Raw genomic sequence first — 16,543 nt, 5'->3', positions numbered from 1 at the left:
ACAATTGTGGACATTGTTTGACACATTTTATACAATGGATGGGTAGTAAATAACTTGTCAGAAGTGCGAAATGGAGGACGTAAGATGAATATCCATGAATATCAAGGGAAAGAGCTCCTTAGACAGTATGGTGTAGCTGTTGCGAACGGGAAGGTAGCATTTTCTCCTGACGAAGCAGTAAAAGTCGCGAAAGAGCTTAGCACAGAGGTAGTTGTCGTGAAAGCGCAAATCCATGCAGGTGGACGCGGTAAAGCCGGCGGTGTCAAAATTGCTAAGAACTTAGACGAAGTTCGTACATATGCAAAAGAGCTTCTCGGAAAAGTTCTTGTCACTCACCAAACAGGCCCGGAAGGTAAAGAAGTTAAACGCCTTTACATCGAAGAAGGTTCCAATATTGAAAAAGAATACTATTTAGGCTTAGTTCTTGACCGTGCTACAGACCGCGTCACGTTGATGGGTTCTGAAGAAGGCGGAATGGACATTGAAGAGGTAGCTGAAAAGACACCTGAGAAAATCTTCAAAGAAGTGATCGATCCTGTTGTCGGTCTTACTGGCTTCCAAGCTCGTCGTATGGCTTTCAATATGAATATCCCTTCTAAATTGGTGAACAAAGCAGCTAAATTCATGTTGGGACTATACCAAGCGTATGTCGAAAAAGATGCATCCATTGTCGAAATCAACCCGTTAGTTGTTACTAAAGAGGGCGATGTTATGGCACTTGATGCAAAATTCAACTTTGATTCCAATGCACTTTACAGACATCCGGAAATTCTTGAACTTCGTGACTACGATGAAGAAGATCCGAAAGAAATCGAAGCATCGAAATATGACCTGAGCTATGTATCGCTTGATGGCAACATCGGCTGTATGGTAAACGGTGCAGGCCTTGCTATGTCTACAATGGATACAATTTCATACTTTGGCGGCAGACCGGCTAACTTCCTTGACGTTGGGGGCGGTGCGACTGCTGAAAAAGTAACAGAAGCATTCAAAATCATCCTTTCTGATGCAAATGTTAAAGGGATCTTCGTTAACATTTTCGGCGGTATCATGAAATGTGACATCATCGCAGAAGGTGTAATCACTGCTACAAAAGAAGTTGGTCTTCAAGTACCACTCGTTGTACGTCTTGAAGGGACTAACGTTGATCTTGGCAAGAAATTATTGAATGAATCCGGTTTGAACATCATTGCTGCAGATTCAATGGCGGATGGTGCACAAAAGATTGTTGAGCTTGTAGGCTAAGAAAGGCAGGGAAAACTAATGGGCGTATATGTTGATAAAGATACAAAAGTTATTGTACAAGGGATTACAGGCGCAACAGCAACATTCCATACAAAACAAATGCTGGAGTATGGAACGAAAATCGTTGCAGGTGTAACGCCTGGTAAGGAAGGTATGGAAGTAGAAGGAGTTCCTGTATATAACACAGTTGAAGATGCTGTGAAAGCAACAGGTGCAAATGTTTCTGTCATCTACGTTCCGGCTCCGTTTGCAGCTGATGCAATCCTTGAAGCGGTTGATGCTGAATTGGATTTGACAATCTGTATCACAGAGCATATCCCGGTATTGGATATGGTGAAAGTAAAACGGTACATGGAAGGCAAAAAGACTCGTCTGATTGGTCCAAACTGTCCTGGCGTTATTACTGCAGATGAAACTAAAATCGGTATCATGCCTGGTTACATCCATAAGAAAGGCCATGTTGGAGTAGTTTCACGTTCCGGAACATTGACTTACGAAGCAGTACACCAATTGACTCAAGCGGGTATCGGTCAAACTTCTGCAGTCGGAATCGGTGGGGACCCTGTAAACGGAACTGACTTTATCGATGTTCTAAAAGCATTTAACGAAGACCCTGAAACTCTTGCAGTTGTTATGATCGGGGAAATCGGTGGTACTGCTGAAGAGGAAGCTGCAGAATGGATCAAAGCGAACATGACGAAGCCGGTAGTAGGCTTCATCGGTGGTCAAACTGCACCTCCAGGAAAACGTATGGGACACGCAGGTGCCATTATTTCCGGCGGTAAAGGTACAGCAGCCGACAAAATTAAAGCTATGGAAGCTGCAGGAATGGAAGTAGCACCTACTCCTTCTGATATCGGTTCGACATTAATTAAAGTTATTAAGGAAAAAGGCTTGTACGAACAATGTAAAACACATTAAGATGGAAGTGTAGTGCGACAAGCACTACACTTTTTTCTATAATAAGGAGGGAAGAAATGAAGGAAGAGCTGTTTGTACAGCGATTATTAGCACTTCATTATGTACATCCAGTGCCGCTAAACAAATTACAGCCACTTTTAAATTCGGATCCGAATTTATGTGAAGTGGACAAGATGGATGTGTTGCGTTTGTCATCTCTACTGAATTTGCCTGCCGACAAGGCAAAGAGAGTAAGCAGCACGTATAGCGAAGCGTTGAAAACTCAATTTAAAGATGCTTATCGGTTCCACGGAATTACCCCCATCCCGTTTAACCACGAACTTTATCCCTCATTACTTCACGAACTGGTAGATCCGCCAGCAGTCCTCTATGCAAAAGGGAAATTGGAACTTTTAATTGCTAAATGGAAAATAGCGGTCATCGGATCAAGAAAAGCGACGATTTACACAGAACAATCCTTAAACTATATTATTCCTCCATTAGTCGAGAAAGATATAGTGATTGTAAGCGGTCTTGCAAGAGGAGCAGATACAATGGCCCATCACTCTGCCCTAAGGTATGGCGGAAAAACGATTGCCGTGTTAGGCTCCGGTTTTTTTCATATTTATCCGAAAGAAAACAAAGAATTAGCTGAAGAAATATCTACAAATCATTTACTATTATCTGAGTACCCACCGTATACCGGGCCGAAAAGATGGCATTTTCCGATGCGGAATCGCATTATTAGCGGTTTGTCGAATGGTGTCGTTGTTACGGAGGCGGCAAAGAAAAGCGGGACTGTTAGTACAATGGAACACGCATTGGAACACGGAAAAGATGTTTTTGCAGTTCCAGGTTCTATACAATCAGAGTTATCATTAGGTCCACATCAGTTACTTTTAGAGGGTGCAAAACCTGTCTGGAATGGGTATCAAATCATTGAAGAATTCATTCAACCAAAAAGCTAAAAGTTGCATATGATGAAAAAAAGTTGCATAAAAACTAAAACTGGTATACATTTTGCAACAGGAATTCTTTTAAAGAATGTTTTTATGAAAGAGGACATTTAAATTGATTGGTTGGTAGGGGATTCTTTTTGGAGCCCACGACAGTTTGTCTTCACCACTACATCATTTCCTCTCATGAAAAACGCAGTAAAAGTAACCTCTATGGGGAGGCACATTCATGTCAGACTACTTAGTCATCGTTGAATCGCCCGCGAAGGCGAAGACGATTGAACGTTATTTAGGAAAAAAATATAAAGTAAAAGCATCTCTCGGACATGTCATCGATTTACCCAAAAGTCAAATGGGTGTAGATGCGACTAAAAACTACGAGCCAAAGTATATTACCATCCGTGGCAAAGGCCAAGTATTAACGGAATTAAAAAATGCTGCAAAAAAAGCGAAAAAAGTTTATCTTGCGGCCGACCCGGACCGTGAAGGGGAAGCAATCGCTTGGCATTTGGCTAAAGCACTCGGAATAGATATCGATTCAGAATGTAGAGTAGTTTTCAATGAAATCACGAAAGATGCTATTCAAGACTCATTCAAACATCCAAGACCTATTAACTTGGGACTTGTCGATGCTCAACAGGCACGACGGGTTCTCGACCGTTTAGTGGGTTATAATATCAGCCCAATTCTATGGAAAAAAGTGAAAAAAGGACTTTCCGCAGGTAGGGTGCAATCAGTAGCACTAAGACTGATTATTGACCGGGAAAATGAAATCAAAAACTTCAAACCCGAAGAATATTGGACGATTACTGGTCAATTTGAAAAAGGGAAATATACTTTTGAAGCGATGTACCATGGCAACGGAAAAGAAAAGGTGAAACTTACCGATCAGAAATCGGTAGATGAACTATTAAACAAGATTAAAAGTGATCAGTTTGTTGTAGATAGCGTAGTTAAAAAGGAACGCAGACGAAATCCGGCACCTTCCTTTATCACTTCCTCCCTGCAACAAGAAGCCGCTCGGAAACTAAATTTCCGGGCAAGAAAAACTATGATGCTTGCTCAGCAACTCTATGAAGGTATTGATATCGGGAAGGAAGGGACAGTCGGTCTCATTACTTACATGAGAACGGATTCAACAAGAATTTCCGATACAGCAAAGAAAGAAGCGTCAGACTACATTGAAAGAGAATATGGAAAAGAATATATTTCATCCTCTTCAAAAGGGGCTAAAGCAGGTGCTAATACACAAGATGCCCACGAGGCAATCCGCCCGACGAGTACGCTAAGGACTCCTGACCAGCTCAAAAATATTTTGTCGAAGGACCTTTATAGACTATATAAATTGATATGGGAACGATTCTTGGCAAGTCAAATGGCTCCTGCTGTTTTGGATACCGTGACCATTGATTTACGACAAGATGATGTCGTTTTTCGTGCAAATGGATCACAAGTGAAGTTCCAAGGATTTATGAAAGTTTATGTAGAGGGTACGGATGATACCGTAGAAGAAAAGGATCGGATCCTTCCGGAGATGGAAAAAGGAGATTCGATCAAAAATATTAAAATAGATCCGAAACAACATTTTACTCAGCCGCCTCCGCGCTATTCAGAAGCAAGGCTTGTAAAAACCCTTGAAGAACTTGGGATTGGAAGGCCATCAACGTATGCGCCAACTTTAGATACGATTCAGAAGCGTGGATATGTCACTTTAGATGCGAAGCGATTTGTTCCTACTGAACTTGGAACGATTGTCCATGACATAATGGCTGAATTTTTCCCGGATATCATTAATATCGAATTCACTGCTGAAATGGAAAAGAACCTCGATGAAATCGAAGGCGGCAAAGTGAAATGGGTTGAAGTCATTGATGAATTCTACAAGGACTTCGAAAAACATTTAAAAGTGGCCGACAAGGAAATGGAAAAGATAGAAATCAAGGATGAACCGGCTGGTGAAGATTGTGAGAATTGTGGGTCGCCGATGGTATTCAAGCTTGGCCGCTATGGAAAATTCATGGCCTGCAGCAACTTCCCTGAATGTAGGAACACGAAAGCGATTATTAAAACGATTGGCGTAACTTGCCCTTCCTGTAAGCAAGGGGAAATTGTAGAGCGGAAGAGTAAGACTAAACGGATTTTCTATGGTTGCAGTCGTTATCCAGAATGTGAATTTGTATCATGGGATAAGCCGATCAATCGTCCTTGTCCAAAGTGCAGTAGTTTGTTAGTTGAGAAAAAGCTTAAAAAAGGGATCCAAATCCAATGTGTGAAATGCGATTATAAAGAAGAACCACAAAAGTGAATTTGAATATTCTCCCAAATAATTGAATAAATTGTGATAGATACAATTCTAAATTTTAAGAATTCAATATCACTTTTATTGTCAAGAGCCTCTAAATGTTGTTATAATTTAGAGGCTTTTGAATTGTGGAGGAGATTGCATGAAATTAGGCACTGAGCAAGCAATCGATGAATTTATTACTTACTTACAGCTTGAAAAAAACTTTTCTCCGTACACGGTTGCTGAATATGAAAAGGATGTAAAAGAATTTTTTGATTTTCTAAAAACGGAGTCAATAATGGATTTGGATGACGTGGAGTATTCACAAGCCAGATTATTTGTGAACAATTTGTATGATCAGCAATTGGCGAGGACGTCCATATCACGAAAAATTTCATCCATCCGATCTTTTTTCAGATTCGCAAATCGCAAGTATGGAATCAAAGAAGATGCATTCAGATCGCTTTACCACCCAAAGAAAGAGGAGAAACTTCCTCAGTTTTTTTATGAAGAGGAACTTGAACAATTATTCAAGGCTAACTTAGGGAGCGACCGAAAATCTCTGCGAAATATGGCGATTTTAGAACTTCTCTATGCGACAGGAATCCGAGTGAGCGAAATGACGTCTTTAAAAGTAGGGGATGCCGATCTCCACTTAGGGATCGTCCGAGTGATGGGGAAGGGAAGAAAAGAACGTTATATTCCGTTCGGCCATTATGCAGCAGAAGCATTAAAGGCATATAGTGAGGAGTCACGCCCCTTCATCATGAAAGAAAAGCTACATGACTCCCTTTTCGTCAATCTTCGTGGTGAACCATTAACGGATAGAGGAGTACGTTACATACTCGATGAGATGGTAAAAAAAGCTTCCTTGCAAAAGATCTATCCTCATATGATCCGTCATACCTTTGCAACACATTTGTTGAATAACGGAGCAGATATGAGAACTGTGCAGGAATTGTTGGGGCATGCCCACCTCTCCTCTACCCAAGTGTACACCCATGTAACGAAGGAACATTTACGGAAAACCTATATAAATGCCCATCCAAGGGCGTGAAAGGAAAGGTGAAACACCATGACGGATTTCCATGCAACAACGATATTTGCTATACATCATAAAGGACGATGTGCCATGTCCGGTGACGGACAAGTAACGTTAGGTAATTCCGTGGTGATGAAACATACTGCCCGAAAAGTACGAAGACTATTCAACGGTCAAGTATTGGCAGGTTTCGCCGGCTCGGTAGCGGATGCATTTACATTGTTCGAAATGTTTGAAGGAAAGTTAATGGAGTATAATGGCAACTTGCAGCGTGCAGCAGTAGAGCTTGCTAAGGAATGGCGGGGTGACCGCATTCTTCGAAAACTTGAAGCGATGTTAATCGTCATGAATAAAGATCAGCTGCTATTAGTTTCGGGAACGGGAGAAGTAATTGAACCAGACGACGGAATTTTGGCTATCGGCTCTGGCGGCAATTATGCCCTTGCTGCAGGACGCGCATTACGTCAATACTCTGGAGAGGAACTGAGTGCAGTGGAAATTGCTAAAGCGGCTTTGACAATTGCTGCGGATATTTGTGTCTTTACAAACCATGAAATTATTGTGGAGGCGTTAGATGATGAAAAAGAATGATTGGACGCCAAGACAGTTGATGGAGCATTTGGACAGGTATATCGTAGGACAGCAGAATGCCAAAAAAGCAGTAGCTGTCGCTATCCGGAATCGCTATCGACGGAATCTTTTAACAGAAGAACAGCGAAATGAAATTATTCCGAAAAATATATTGATGATAGGTCCTACCGGTGTGGGGAAAACTGAAATTGCCCGTAGAATTGCCAAGTTGATCAATGCTCCTTTCATTAAAGTAGAAGCGACGAAATTTACTGAGGTCGGCTATGTTGGCCGGGATGTTGAATCGATGGTCCGTGATTTGACGGAATCGGCAGTCCGTATCGTTAAGGAAGAGAAAATGGACGAAGTGAAAGATCAGGCTGAACGGTTAGCCGATGAGCGGATTGTCAAGCTTTTAGTGCCATCTTTAAAAAAGAAACAAAGCGGACAAAATCCTTTCGAAATGATTTTTGGACAGCGGATGGAAGAGGAGACCGATTCTGGTGAAGAAACCGAAATTCGTATAAAGCGTTCGGAAGTCGCGGATCGATTAAGAGAAGGAAAGCTTGAGGACGAATGGATTACGGTAGAGGTTACAGAGCAGACGCCTTCCTTGTTTGACGCTTTACAAGGTTCGGGTATGGAACAGATGGGCTCAAGTATGCAAGACGCGTTATCCGGTATGATGCCAAAGCGCAAGAAAAAAAGGAAAATGAAAGTAAAAGACGCACGCCGAGTACTGACATTGGAAGAAGCTCAAAAATTGGTGGATACCGAGGAGATTTCTCAAATTGCTATCGAACGTGCTGAACAATCAGGAATCATTTTTATAGATGAGATGGACAAAATTGCGAGTCGGAGCGGCGGTTCATCTTCCGCAGATGTATCGCGTGAAGGTGTTCAACGTGATATATTACCGATTGTAGAGGGGTCTACTGTAACGACAAAATATGGTCCGGTTAAGACAGACTATATGCTATTTATAGCAGCAGGGGCTTTCCACATGGCAAAGCCTTCTGATATCATACCCGAATTGCAAGGCCGTTTCCCTATCCGTGTAGAACTTGAGAAGTTGACGAAAGATGATTTGATCCGGATTTTGAAAGAACCAGATAATTCCTTGATCACCCAGTATACGGCGCTTTTAGAAACTGAGGGGGTTTCCATTAACTTCAAGGATGATGCAATTGTAAGATTAGCTGAAATCGCTGATGAAGTGAATATGAATACTGAAAACATCGGGGCCAGACGTTTGCATACCATTTTAGAAAAGTTATTGGAAGATCTGTCATTCGAGGCTTCTGATATAGCACCGACGCAAATTGAAATCACTTCACAGTATGTCGATCAAAAATTAGGAACCATAATAAAGAATAAAGATTTGTCACAATTTATCTTATAATGTAGACTAATGTAGGCAAAAACTATTCTGAACGATTAAAAACCTTTAGAATTTTGAATTAATGGGTATATTATTCCCATAGGAGGAAGTTGTAGATGAATTTATTACAGAAAACACGCGAAATTAACTCGATGCTTCAGGCATCTGCCGGAAAACCGGTAAACTTTAAAGAGATGGCGGAAACTTTGAGCCATGTCATCGAAAGTAATGTGTACATTTTAAGCCGCAAAGGTAAGTTGTTAGGTCTTGCGATCAATCAACAGATTGAAAATGAACGTATGAAGAAGATGTTTGAAGAGCGCCAGTTCCCGGAAGAATATACACAAAAGCTTTTCGGAGTTACGGGAACATCTTCCAATATACGCCTCAATAACGATTTGACTGCTTTCCCTATTGAAAACAGCGATCTTTTCCAAGAGGGTTTGACAACAATCGTTCCGATTATTGGTGGAGGGGAACGTTTAGGAACACTCATCCTTGCACGTATGAACCAAGAATTTGAAGATGATGATTTAATCTTGGCTGAATACGGTGCTACTGTTGTTGGTATGGAAATTCTACGTGAGAAATCTGAAGAAATTGAACTTGAAGCACGCAGCAAGGCTGTGGTTCAAATGGCCATCAACTCCCTATCTTACAGTGAATTGGAAGCCATTGAGCACATTTTTGAAGAGTTGAACGGAACAGAGGGCCTATTAGTTGCATCTAAAATTGCAGACCGCGTCGGCATCACTCGTTCGGTCATCGTTAATGCCTTGCGTAAATTGGAAAGTGCAGGCGTAATTGAGTCTCGTTCCTTAGGAATGAAAGGGACTTACATTAAAGTATTAAATGACAAATTCCTGACAGAACTGGAAAATTTAAAATCTAAATAATGTAGGTAAAAAGAAGGCACTTCCGTAACGGAAGTGCTTTTTCTTTTTTCGACAATGTTCGACAAATAGGACCCTGGTTTCAAAAAAGTCGACGAACTTTCATGAATTTACTAAAAAACAGGCTTTTCGACCTATTAAAAGTACTTCAAATGCCGTAGACACTACTTTCTTGCTTCTATTACAATAGAGTTATAGTTTTGTAATAATAATAGATAATTATGGAAAGGTGTAGGGGAAATGAGTTTGTTTAGTGGGACTATTACGGATTTAGAACGTGGATTGAATTATTCTGCGCTAAAAAGTAAAGTGATTTCTCAAAATATCGCAAACGTCGACACGCCGAACTATAAGTCGAAAGATGTCAGTTTCAGTCAGATGCTGAATGAAGCTAAAACTTCGCCTATCCAAGCATATCGTACAGACCAACGTCATATTGAATTTGAATCCAGCGGATCGGGCGGTGGCACGTTCAGTTCCCAATTCCGTTACAGAAGTAATGGAAACGGAGTAGATATGGATAAGGAGCAGGCTAATCTTGCAACGAATACCATCTACTATAATGCATTAGTTGATCGAATGAATGGTAAACTGAACACCCTTCAGAACGTGATTAAAGGAGGCAGGTAACGTTGTCAATTTTTCATAGTATAAATACCTCAGCCTCTGCGCTGACTGCCCAACGCCTGCGGATGGATGTCATTTCCTCCAATATGGCGAATATTGATACCACTCGTGCGAAATTTGTCGAGGGAGAGTGGCAGCCTTACCGCAGGAAGACCGTTACGTTGCAATCTCAAGGTGGACAATTTTCTTCATTCCTCAATACCGCAATCGGCAAGGCTGATCGTAATGGTGCTGGATCAGGTGTGAAAGTTACAGCTGTGAACGAAGATAATGAGACACCGTTTAAATTGGTTTTTGACCCTTCACACCCTGACGCAAACGACGCTGGGTATGTCGAAATGCCGAATGTCGATCCATTACGTGAAATGGTTGACCTTATATCTGCTACGCGTTCTTATGAAGCGAACGTCACAGCGTTGAATGCCAATAAATCGATGCTTATGAAAGCATTAGAGATTGGGAAGTAAGAAAGAAATAAAGAATACATAGTTCAGTTTAGGGGGAAGTTGTTTTGGCAATTCAATCAGTATCACTCATGGGTCCGGGTTTGGCTGCACAACCGCAATCCGCAAGAGTTACACCATTTGAAGCCCAACAAAATTTTGGAACCATGCTGAAAGACGCAATCCAGTCTGTTAATGATCAGCAAGCTGTCTCTGACAAGCTGACAGGAAAACTGATTCGTGGAGAAGAAGTGGAACTGCATCAGGTGATGATCGCTTCCCAGAAGGCAAGCATTACACTCAATGCCACGATGGAAATCAGAAATAAAGTGATTGAAGCATACCAAGAAGTCATGAGAATGCCAGTCTAAATGGAATACTTAGTTGACTTGATCACTTGACCGGAGGATTGCAATGAAAGAGAGATTAATGAAAATAAGATCCGATCTCTCGGGATACTGGACAAGCCGTACGAGAGCGCAGAAAGGCACTTTAATTGGCACTTTAGCAGGTGTCATTGTCCTTGCTGCGCTGATTACGTTTTTTGCCACTAAAACGAATTTTGTTCCGCTTTATACAGATGTATCCCGTTCCGAAATCGGAAAAATAAAAGAAACTTTAGATAGTCAGGGCGTTCCGAATGAAGTAGCTCCAGGTGGCACATCCATTTTAGTGCCAAGTGAGATGGTAGACGACCTATTGGTGCAATTAGCATCTGAAGGGTATCCGGAATCAGGAAGAATCGATTATTCCTTCTTTTCTCAAAATGCGGGATTCGGAATGACAGATAATGAGTTTGATGTCCTTAAGCTCGCTTCTATGCAAACTGAATTATCAAATTTGATTAAGGGTGTACAAGGAGTTAAGGATGCCAAGGTAATGATTACTATGCCAGAGCAAGGTGTATTCCTCAATCAGGGGAATGCAGAAGCTTCCGCATCGATTGTATTGAACACAGAGCCGGGTTATCAATTTTCTGATACACAGATTACAGCACTTTATAACTTAGTTTCAAAAAGTGTACCGAATTTATCTACAGATAATATCGTCATCACGAACCAATATTTTGAGTATTTCGATTTAAACAATTCGAAATCCGGATCTACTGGCACGTCTATTGCTGATCAGCTACAACTTAAAAAGACCATTGAGCGTGATCTCCAGCGTCAAGTGCAAATGATGTTGGGTACATTAATGGGCCAGGAAAAAGTGGTTGTGTCTGTTACCACGGATATCGATTTCCAACAGGAGCAACGTGAAGAGAATCTTGTAGAACCAGTGGATAAAGAGAACATGGAAGGAATTGCGTTAAGTGCCCAACGGATTTCCGAAACATTTACAGGGAATCCGCCAGTTGATGGTGGAACTCCGGAAGGGGGAGACCCGACGGATAACTTTACCAATTACGCAGAAGGTTCAACGGCTTCCGGCGATTATGAACGGATTGAAGAGACCATTAACAACGAAGTCAACCGAATCCGGAAGAATATCGTAGAAAGTCCTTATCGCATCCGTGATATCGGAATTCAGGTAATGGTCGAGCCTCCTGTACCGGATGATCCGGAATCATTACCCGCAGGAGTTCAAGAAGATGTTGAACAGATTCTTAGTACCATTGTACGTACTTCAATAGATAAAGAATCCGCTGGAGAACTTACGGAAGAACAAATCGGTGAGAAAATTGCAGTTTCCGTACAACCATTCTCCGGCAAATCAACTGCAACGGTATTAACTGGGTCAGCAATCCCTTGGTGGGTATATGTCGTTGGTGCAGTATTGCTCGTTGTAATTGTACTCCTTCTCTTCTTTATGTTCCGTTCCCGTCGTTCGGTTATAGACGAAAAAGTCTTGGAAGAAGAAATCATGCTCAACGTGGAAGACATTAATACGGAAAAAGAAACAGAATCCACTCTGCGCAGAAAGCAATTAGAAAAGATGGCGAAAGAAAAGCCGGAAGAATTTGCGAAACTGCTACGCACTTGGATTGCTGAAGATTAAAAGGAGGGTCGTCTTTGTCCAGAATTGTAAAAGAGAAAGAGTTATCGGGTAAACAAAAAGCGGCCCTTCTGCTCATTTCATTAGGGCCAGAGGTTTCAGCATCAGTTTATAAGCATTTGAATGAAGAAGAGATTGAGCGATTGACTCTTGAAATATCAGGTGTAAAGAAAGTGGACCCTGGAGTGAAGGAAGAAATAATTGAGGAATTTCACAATATCGCTTTAGCACAGGATTATATTTCTCAAGGCGGAATCGGTTATGCGAAAACTGTCTTGGAAAAAGCACTCGGTTCAGATCATGCGCAAGCTATTATTAATCGCCTGACTTCGTCGTTGCAAGTTCGTCCATTCGATTTTGCCCGACGTGCAGACCCTGCACAAATCTTGAATTTCATTCAAAATGAGCATCCACAGACGATTGCACTGATTCTTTCGTATTTAGATCCGACGCAAGCTGGAACAATCCTTTCCTCCTTACCACAAGAAGTTCAGGCAGATATTGCAAAAAGGATTGCTATTATGGATTCCACATCACCTGAAGTCATTAGTGAAATTGAATCTGTATTGGAACGGAAACTTTCTTCTACTGTTACACAAGACTTCACGGAAACCGGTGGAATCGATGCGGTGGTAGAAGTATTGAATGGGGTTGACCGTTCGACTGAAAAAACTATTCTGGATGCATTGGAAATTCAAGATCCGGAGTTAGCTGAAGAGATTAAAAAACGGATGTTTGTATTTGAAGATATCGTTACATTGGATAACCGTTCGATTCAACGCGTAATCAGAGATTGTGAAAATGAAGATTTAATTCTTTCTATGAAAGTTTCGAGCGAAGAAGTAAGAGATGTTATTTTCAGAAACATGTCCCAAAGGATGGCAGAAACTTTCAAAGAAGAAATGGAATTCATGGGGCCGGTCCGGCTTCGTGATGTGGAAGAAGCTCAAACTCGCATCGTAGGGGTCATCCGACGATTGGAAGACGCTGGAGAAATCATTATTGCCCGTGGTGGAGGAGATGACGTCATTGTCTAAAGTTTTTCGGCCTTCAGCAAATGTAGGGGATACAAAAACGATTGGAATCCGCAATATATTCGTTGCCTCCACTGAAGAGGGAAATGTTGAACTGACTCTTGACCAGGTGTTATCAGAACGAGATCGATTATTAAAGAATGCACGTGCTGAAATTGCCGCCATGCGGGAAAGTATCAAAAATGAACGGCTTCAATTAAACAAAGAGATTGAGTTAGAGCGAGAGTCATGGAATGACGAAAAAACAATGCTTCAACAACAAGCGTACGACGAAGGTTTTCAAATGGGTTATGAAGAAGGCCGTCAGAAGGCGCTGGCTGATATGCAGGAATCCATCACGCAAGCAAACGAAGTTGTTGCTCACTCATTAGTACAGGCGAGCGATTACCTGGCGAGCCAAGAACGACTTATCCTGGAATTAGCGATCAAATCAGCAGGAAGAATTATTGGGGAGACGTTAGAAGAGGATGACGAACGATTCCTCTCCATCGTTCGAAGAGGATTGAAAGAGGTCCGGGAAATGAAAGAGGTAAGGCTCTATGTTTCCACTCGTTATCACAAAGTCATCAGCGAGCAAATGGATGAACTTTCGGCTATTTTCCCTCCAGATGTACCATTTCTATTATTTGTGAATGAAGATTTAATGGATACGGAGTGTTATATCGAATCAACCCATGGCCGTGTAGTAGTTAGTATTGATGATCAATTGACGGAATTGAGAAACCGGTTGGTGGAACTAATAGAAAGTGTGGAATGAACTTGGCTAAAGCAGCGGATTTGACCAACTTCATACAAAATATACCTACTTTTAAGAAGTACGGACGTGTATCCAGAGTGGTTGGTTTGATGATTGAATCTCAAGGACCAGAGAGCTCTATAGGAGATGTTTGCCTGATTCATGTGAATTCTGCACTTCAAGGTAAATCTGTCATTCAGGCAGAGGTTGTCGGTTTTAAGGATGAAATCGTGATTCTTATGCCTTTTACACATATTCGAGAAATATCAATCGGATGTTTGGTAGAAGGTACTGGCAAACCACTTGAGGTGAAAGTAGGACCCAGTCTGATCGGCTCTATATTGGATTCCATGGGTATGCCGATCAATGAAGCAGCTTTGCCAAAAGGGCTTGTGCCAGTCAGAACGGAACAGGATCCACCTAATCCGTTAACGCGGCCGACGATTCGAGAAAAAATTGAAGTCGGTGTAAAAGCGATTGATGGTATGCTCACTGTCGGTAAAGGGCAAAGGGTGGGTATTTTTGCCGGATCCGGCGTTGGGAAAAGTACTCTTCTCGGTATGATTGCACGAAATACGACAGCTGATCTAAATGTCATTGCCTTAATAGGTGAGCGTGGTCGTGAGGTGAGGGAGTTCATCGAAAATGACTTGGGCGAAGAAGGATTGAAACGTTCAATTATTGTAGCAGCCACCTCTGATCAGCCGGCGCTTATGAGGATTAAAGGGGCATTTACCGCTACCGCAATTGCCGAATATTTCAGGGATCGTGGATTGAATGTCATGTTGATGATGGATTCTGTTACACGGGTTGCTATGGCTCAACGTGAAGTCGGGCTTGCAGTGGGCGAACCACCTGCGACAAGGGGGTATACACCTTCCGTTTTCTCTATTCTCCCGAAGCTTCTTGAAAGGACCGGGACCAACTTAACTGGGTCAATTACTGCTTTTTATACGGTATTAGTAGACGGTGATGATATGAATGAGCCGATTGCGGATGCTGTAAGGGGAATTTTGGATGGACATATCGTATTGGATCGGACATTAGCGAACAAAGGGCAGTATCCTGCCATTAACGTATTGAAGAGTGTCAGCCGTCTAATGAATCATATTGCTGATCCGGAACACGTTGCTGCAGCGGAGCGGTTGCGTGAACTGTATTACACATATAGTAAATCGGAGGATTTGATTAATATCGGAGCATACAAACGAGGCACATCAAGAGAAATCGATGAAGCGATCCACTTTGAACCGCAAATAACCGGCTACTTGAAACAAAGCTTTAAACAAAAGATTGACTCAGAACAAAGTGTTCGTGAATTAATCGCATTGGCAAATGGTGAACAGCGATGATTGCATACAAATATCGGTTTGATCAGATATTGACCATTCGGGAACAAGAGAAAAACGAGATGGAGATTTCATATAAAGAATCGGTCCAGATATTCGAAGAGGCCGCAACTACTCTTTATGAGTTATTGAAAAAGAAAGAAGAAACGATTGCTGACCAGGAGAATCAGATGCAAAGTGGGTTCTCAATTCTGGAGATCCACCGTTATGCTTCCTTCATTACTGGACTTGAGAAGTCCATTGATCTATTTCAACAAAAAGTAGCTGCTGCCAGAACAAAGATGAACTGGCATGAGGAACGTCTGTTGGAGAAGTCAATAGAAGTGAAAAAATATGAAAAAATGAAAGAAAAAGATCAAAAGGTCTTTCATGAAGAACAGGAGCGGTTGGAAGCAATCAGATTGGACGAGATCGCGTCTGTCCGGTTCCAACCAAAAGAAAACGGGTGATTTAATGGCGAAAACAAACAAAAAGAATACTAGTGTAGCGGCAGACATAGAGCCCGAAAAGACGAATAAGGCACAAATTCTATTTTACTGGGTGCTCATTCCACTTCTTTTCACTTTTACCGTGTTGTTGATTTTCGCACAAATCATGAATGTTAATGTTTTTGAGAAAGCGGCACAACTTACTGAAAAACTTCCTTTTGTATCGGAAAACAAGCAAGAAGCTGAAACACCAGTAGATTTAAGACTGGAAGAACGCGTTGTAACTTTGCAAGCTCAAATAGAAGAAAAAGAAGCTGAAATTGTCTCCATTCAATCGAAGCTTGAAGAAACCTCATCAGAAAACGAGCGCCTGTTAATAGAACAGGAACGCCTCATGGATGAAATTGCAGTTTTGCAAAGGCAGAATGAGGCTTCACGATTGAAATTCGAAGAGATAGTGAAGACATTTGAAAATATGTCCGCTAAATCCGCAGCACCCATTATTACAAATATGAGTGAAACGGAAGCACTTCGAATCCTAACAAGCATGAAACCGGATGTGCTTGCGGATATTTTAGAGAAAATGTCTCCGGAAGATGCCGCTAAGTATTCCGAGTTAATGTCAACCAGATAATTAATACCCCATTGAAGGGAGGTGAA

The 16,543-nt window shown here is 41.6% G+C and carries 17 protein-coding genes; all 17 read left to right on the top strand.

What is annotated here, in order from left to right; genetic code table 11:
* The first annotated feature begins 84 nt into the window (after positions 1 to 84).
* The 17 genes from sucC (at position 85) to ACFOZY_RS02060 (ending at position 16,517) form a co-directional block, all read left to right on the top strand.
* Positions 85 to 1,245: an ADP-forming succinate--CoA ligase subunit beta gene (gene sucC / locus ACFOZY_RS02140; RefSeq protein ID WP_378151766.1), complete on the top strand. Its 1,161-nt coding sequence runs from the start codon at positions 85 to 87 to the stop codon at positions 1,243 to 1,245.
* Positions 1,246 to 1,263: 18 nt separating this feature from the next.
* Positions 1,264 to 2,166: a succinate--CoA ligase subunit alpha gene (sucD, locus tag ACFOZY_RS02135; protein WP_378151764.1), complete on the top strand. Its 903-nt coding sequence runs from the start codon at positions 1,264 to 1,266 to the stop codon at positions 2,164 to 2,166.
* A gap of 56 nt (positions 2,167 to 2,222) precedes the next feature.
* Positions 2,223 to 3,113: a DNA-processing protein DprA gene (gene dprA, locus ACFOZY_RS02130; RefSeq protein ID WP_378151761.1), complete on the top strand. Its 891-nt coding sequence runs from the start codon at positions 2,223 to 2,225 to the stop codon at positions 3,111 to 3,113.
* Positions 3,114 to 3,330: 217 nt separating this feature from the next.
* Positions 3,331 to 5,406, top strand: coding sequence for a type I DNA topoisomerase (gene topA, locus ACFOZY_RS02125; RefSeq protein ID WP_378151759.1), 2,076 nt, complete (start codon positions 3,331 to 3,333; stop codon positions 5,404 to 5,406).
* A 139-nt stretch (positions 5,407 to 5,545) separates the two neighbouring features.
* Entirely contained in the window at positions 5,546 to 6,442 is an 897-nt protein-coding gene (gene xerC, locus ACFOZY_RS02120; protein WP_378151757.1) for a tyrosine recombinase XerC, read from the top strand.
* Positions 6,443 to 6,460: 18 nt separating this feature from the next.
* Positions 6,461 to 7,018 carry an ATP-dependent protease subunit HslV gene (gene hslV, locus ACFOZY_RS02115; protein ID WP_378151755.1) on the top strand — a complete coding sequence of 186 codons (558 nt, stop codon included), beginning with the start codon at positions 6,461 to 6,463 and terminating at the stop codon, positions 7,016 to 7,018.
* Positions 7,005 to 8,399 (top strand): HslU--HslV peptidase ATPase subunit, encoded by a 1,395-nt coding sequence (hslU, locus tag ACFOZY_RS02110; RefSeq protein ID WP_378152195.1) that lies wholly within the window; start codon positions 7,005 to 7,007, stop codon positions 8,397 to 8,399. The genes hslV and hslU overlap by 14 nt, the downstream gene beginning before the upstream one ends.
* Positions 8,400 to 8,494: 95 nt before the next feature.
* The gene (gene codY / locus ACFOZY_RS02105) at positions 8,495 to 9,274 is read left to right on the top strand and encodes a GTP-sensing pleiotropic transcriptional regulator CodY (RefSeq protein ID WP_378151753.1); all 780 of its coding nucleotides are present in this window, start codon (positions 8,495 to 8,497) and stop codon (positions 9,272 to 9,274) included.
* Between the two features lie 237 nt (positions 9,275 to 9,511).
* Positions 9,512 to 9,901, top strand: a complete 390-nt coding sequence (gene flgB, locus ACFOZY_RS02100; protein ID WP_378151751.1) for a flagellar basal body rod protein FlgB — start codon at positions 9,512 to 9,514, stop codon at positions 9,899 to 9,901.
* A gap of 2 nt (positions 9,902 to 9,903) precedes the next feature.
* Positions 9,904 to 10,365, top strand: a complete 462-nt coding sequence (flgC, locus tag ACFOZY_RS02095; protein WP_378151749.1) for a flagellar basal body rod protein FlgC — start codon at positions 9,904 to 9,906, stop codon at positions 10,363 to 10,365.
* A 44-nt stretch (positions 10,366 to 10,409) separates the two neighbouring features.
* Entirely contained in the window at positions 10,410 to 10,712 is a 303-nt protein-coding gene (fliE, locus tag ACFOZY_RS02090) for a flagellar hook-basal body complex protein FliE (protein WP_378151747.1), read from the top strand.
* A 43-nt stretch (positions 10,713 to 10,755) separates the two neighbouring features.
* On the top strand, positions 10,756 to 12,339 hold the full coding sequence (gene fliF, locus ACFOZY_RS02085; RefSeq protein ID WP_378151745.1) for a flagellar basal-body MS-ring/collar protein FliF: 1,584 nt from the start codon (positions 10,756 to 10,758) through the stop codon (positions 12,337 to 12,339).
* 14 nt (positions 12,340 to 12,353) lie between these two features.
* A complete protein-coding gene (gene fliG, locus ACFOZY_RS02080) occupies positions 12,354 to 13,373 on the top strand; it encodes a flagellar motor switch protein FliG (RefSeq protein WP_378151743.1) in 1,020 nt (339 codons plus the stop codon).
* Positions 13,366 to 14,127 (top strand): flagellar assembly protein FliH, encoded by a 762-nt coding sequence (gene fliH, locus ACFOZY_RS02075; RefSeq protein WP_378151741.1) that lies wholly within the window; start codon positions 13,366 to 13,368, stop codon positions 14,125 to 14,127. The genes fliG and fliH overlap by 8 nt, the downstream gene beginning before the upstream one ends.
* Positions 14,124 to 15,458, top strand: coding sequence for a flagellar protein export ATPase FliI (gene fliI, locus ACFOZY_RS02070; protein WP_378151739.1), 1,335 nt, complete (start codon positions 14,124 to 14,126; stop codon positions 15,456 to 15,458). The genes fliH and fliI overlap by 4 nt, the downstream gene beginning before the upstream one ends.
* Positions 15,455 to 15,904 (top strand): flagellar export protein FliJ, encoded by a 450-nt coding sequence (gene fliJ, locus ACFOZY_RS02065; RefSeq protein WP_378151737.1) that lies wholly within the window; start codon positions 15,455 to 15,457, stop codon positions 15,902 to 15,904. Before fliI ends, fliJ begins: the two co-directional genes overlap by 4 nt.
* Positions 15,825 to 16,517, top strand: a complete 693-nt coding sequence (locus ACFOZY_RS02060) for a MotE family protein (protein ID WP_378151735.1) — start codon at positions 15,825 to 15,827, stop codon at positions 16,515 to 16,517. The genes fliJ and ACFOZY_RS02060 overlap by 80 nt, the downstream gene beginning before the upstream one ends.
* The last annotated feature ends 26 nt before the right edge of the window (positions 16,518 to 16,543 follow it).

Origin of the sequence: Chungangia koreensis (genome assembly GCF_042651785.1) — a bacterium.
Lineage (GTDB): Bacteria > Bacillota > Bacilli > Bacillales_A > Planococcaceae > Chungangia > Chungangia koreensis.
The sequence above is the reverse complement of the archived record's forward strand: the minus strand, read 5'-3'. Positions and strand labels throughout refer to the sequence as shown.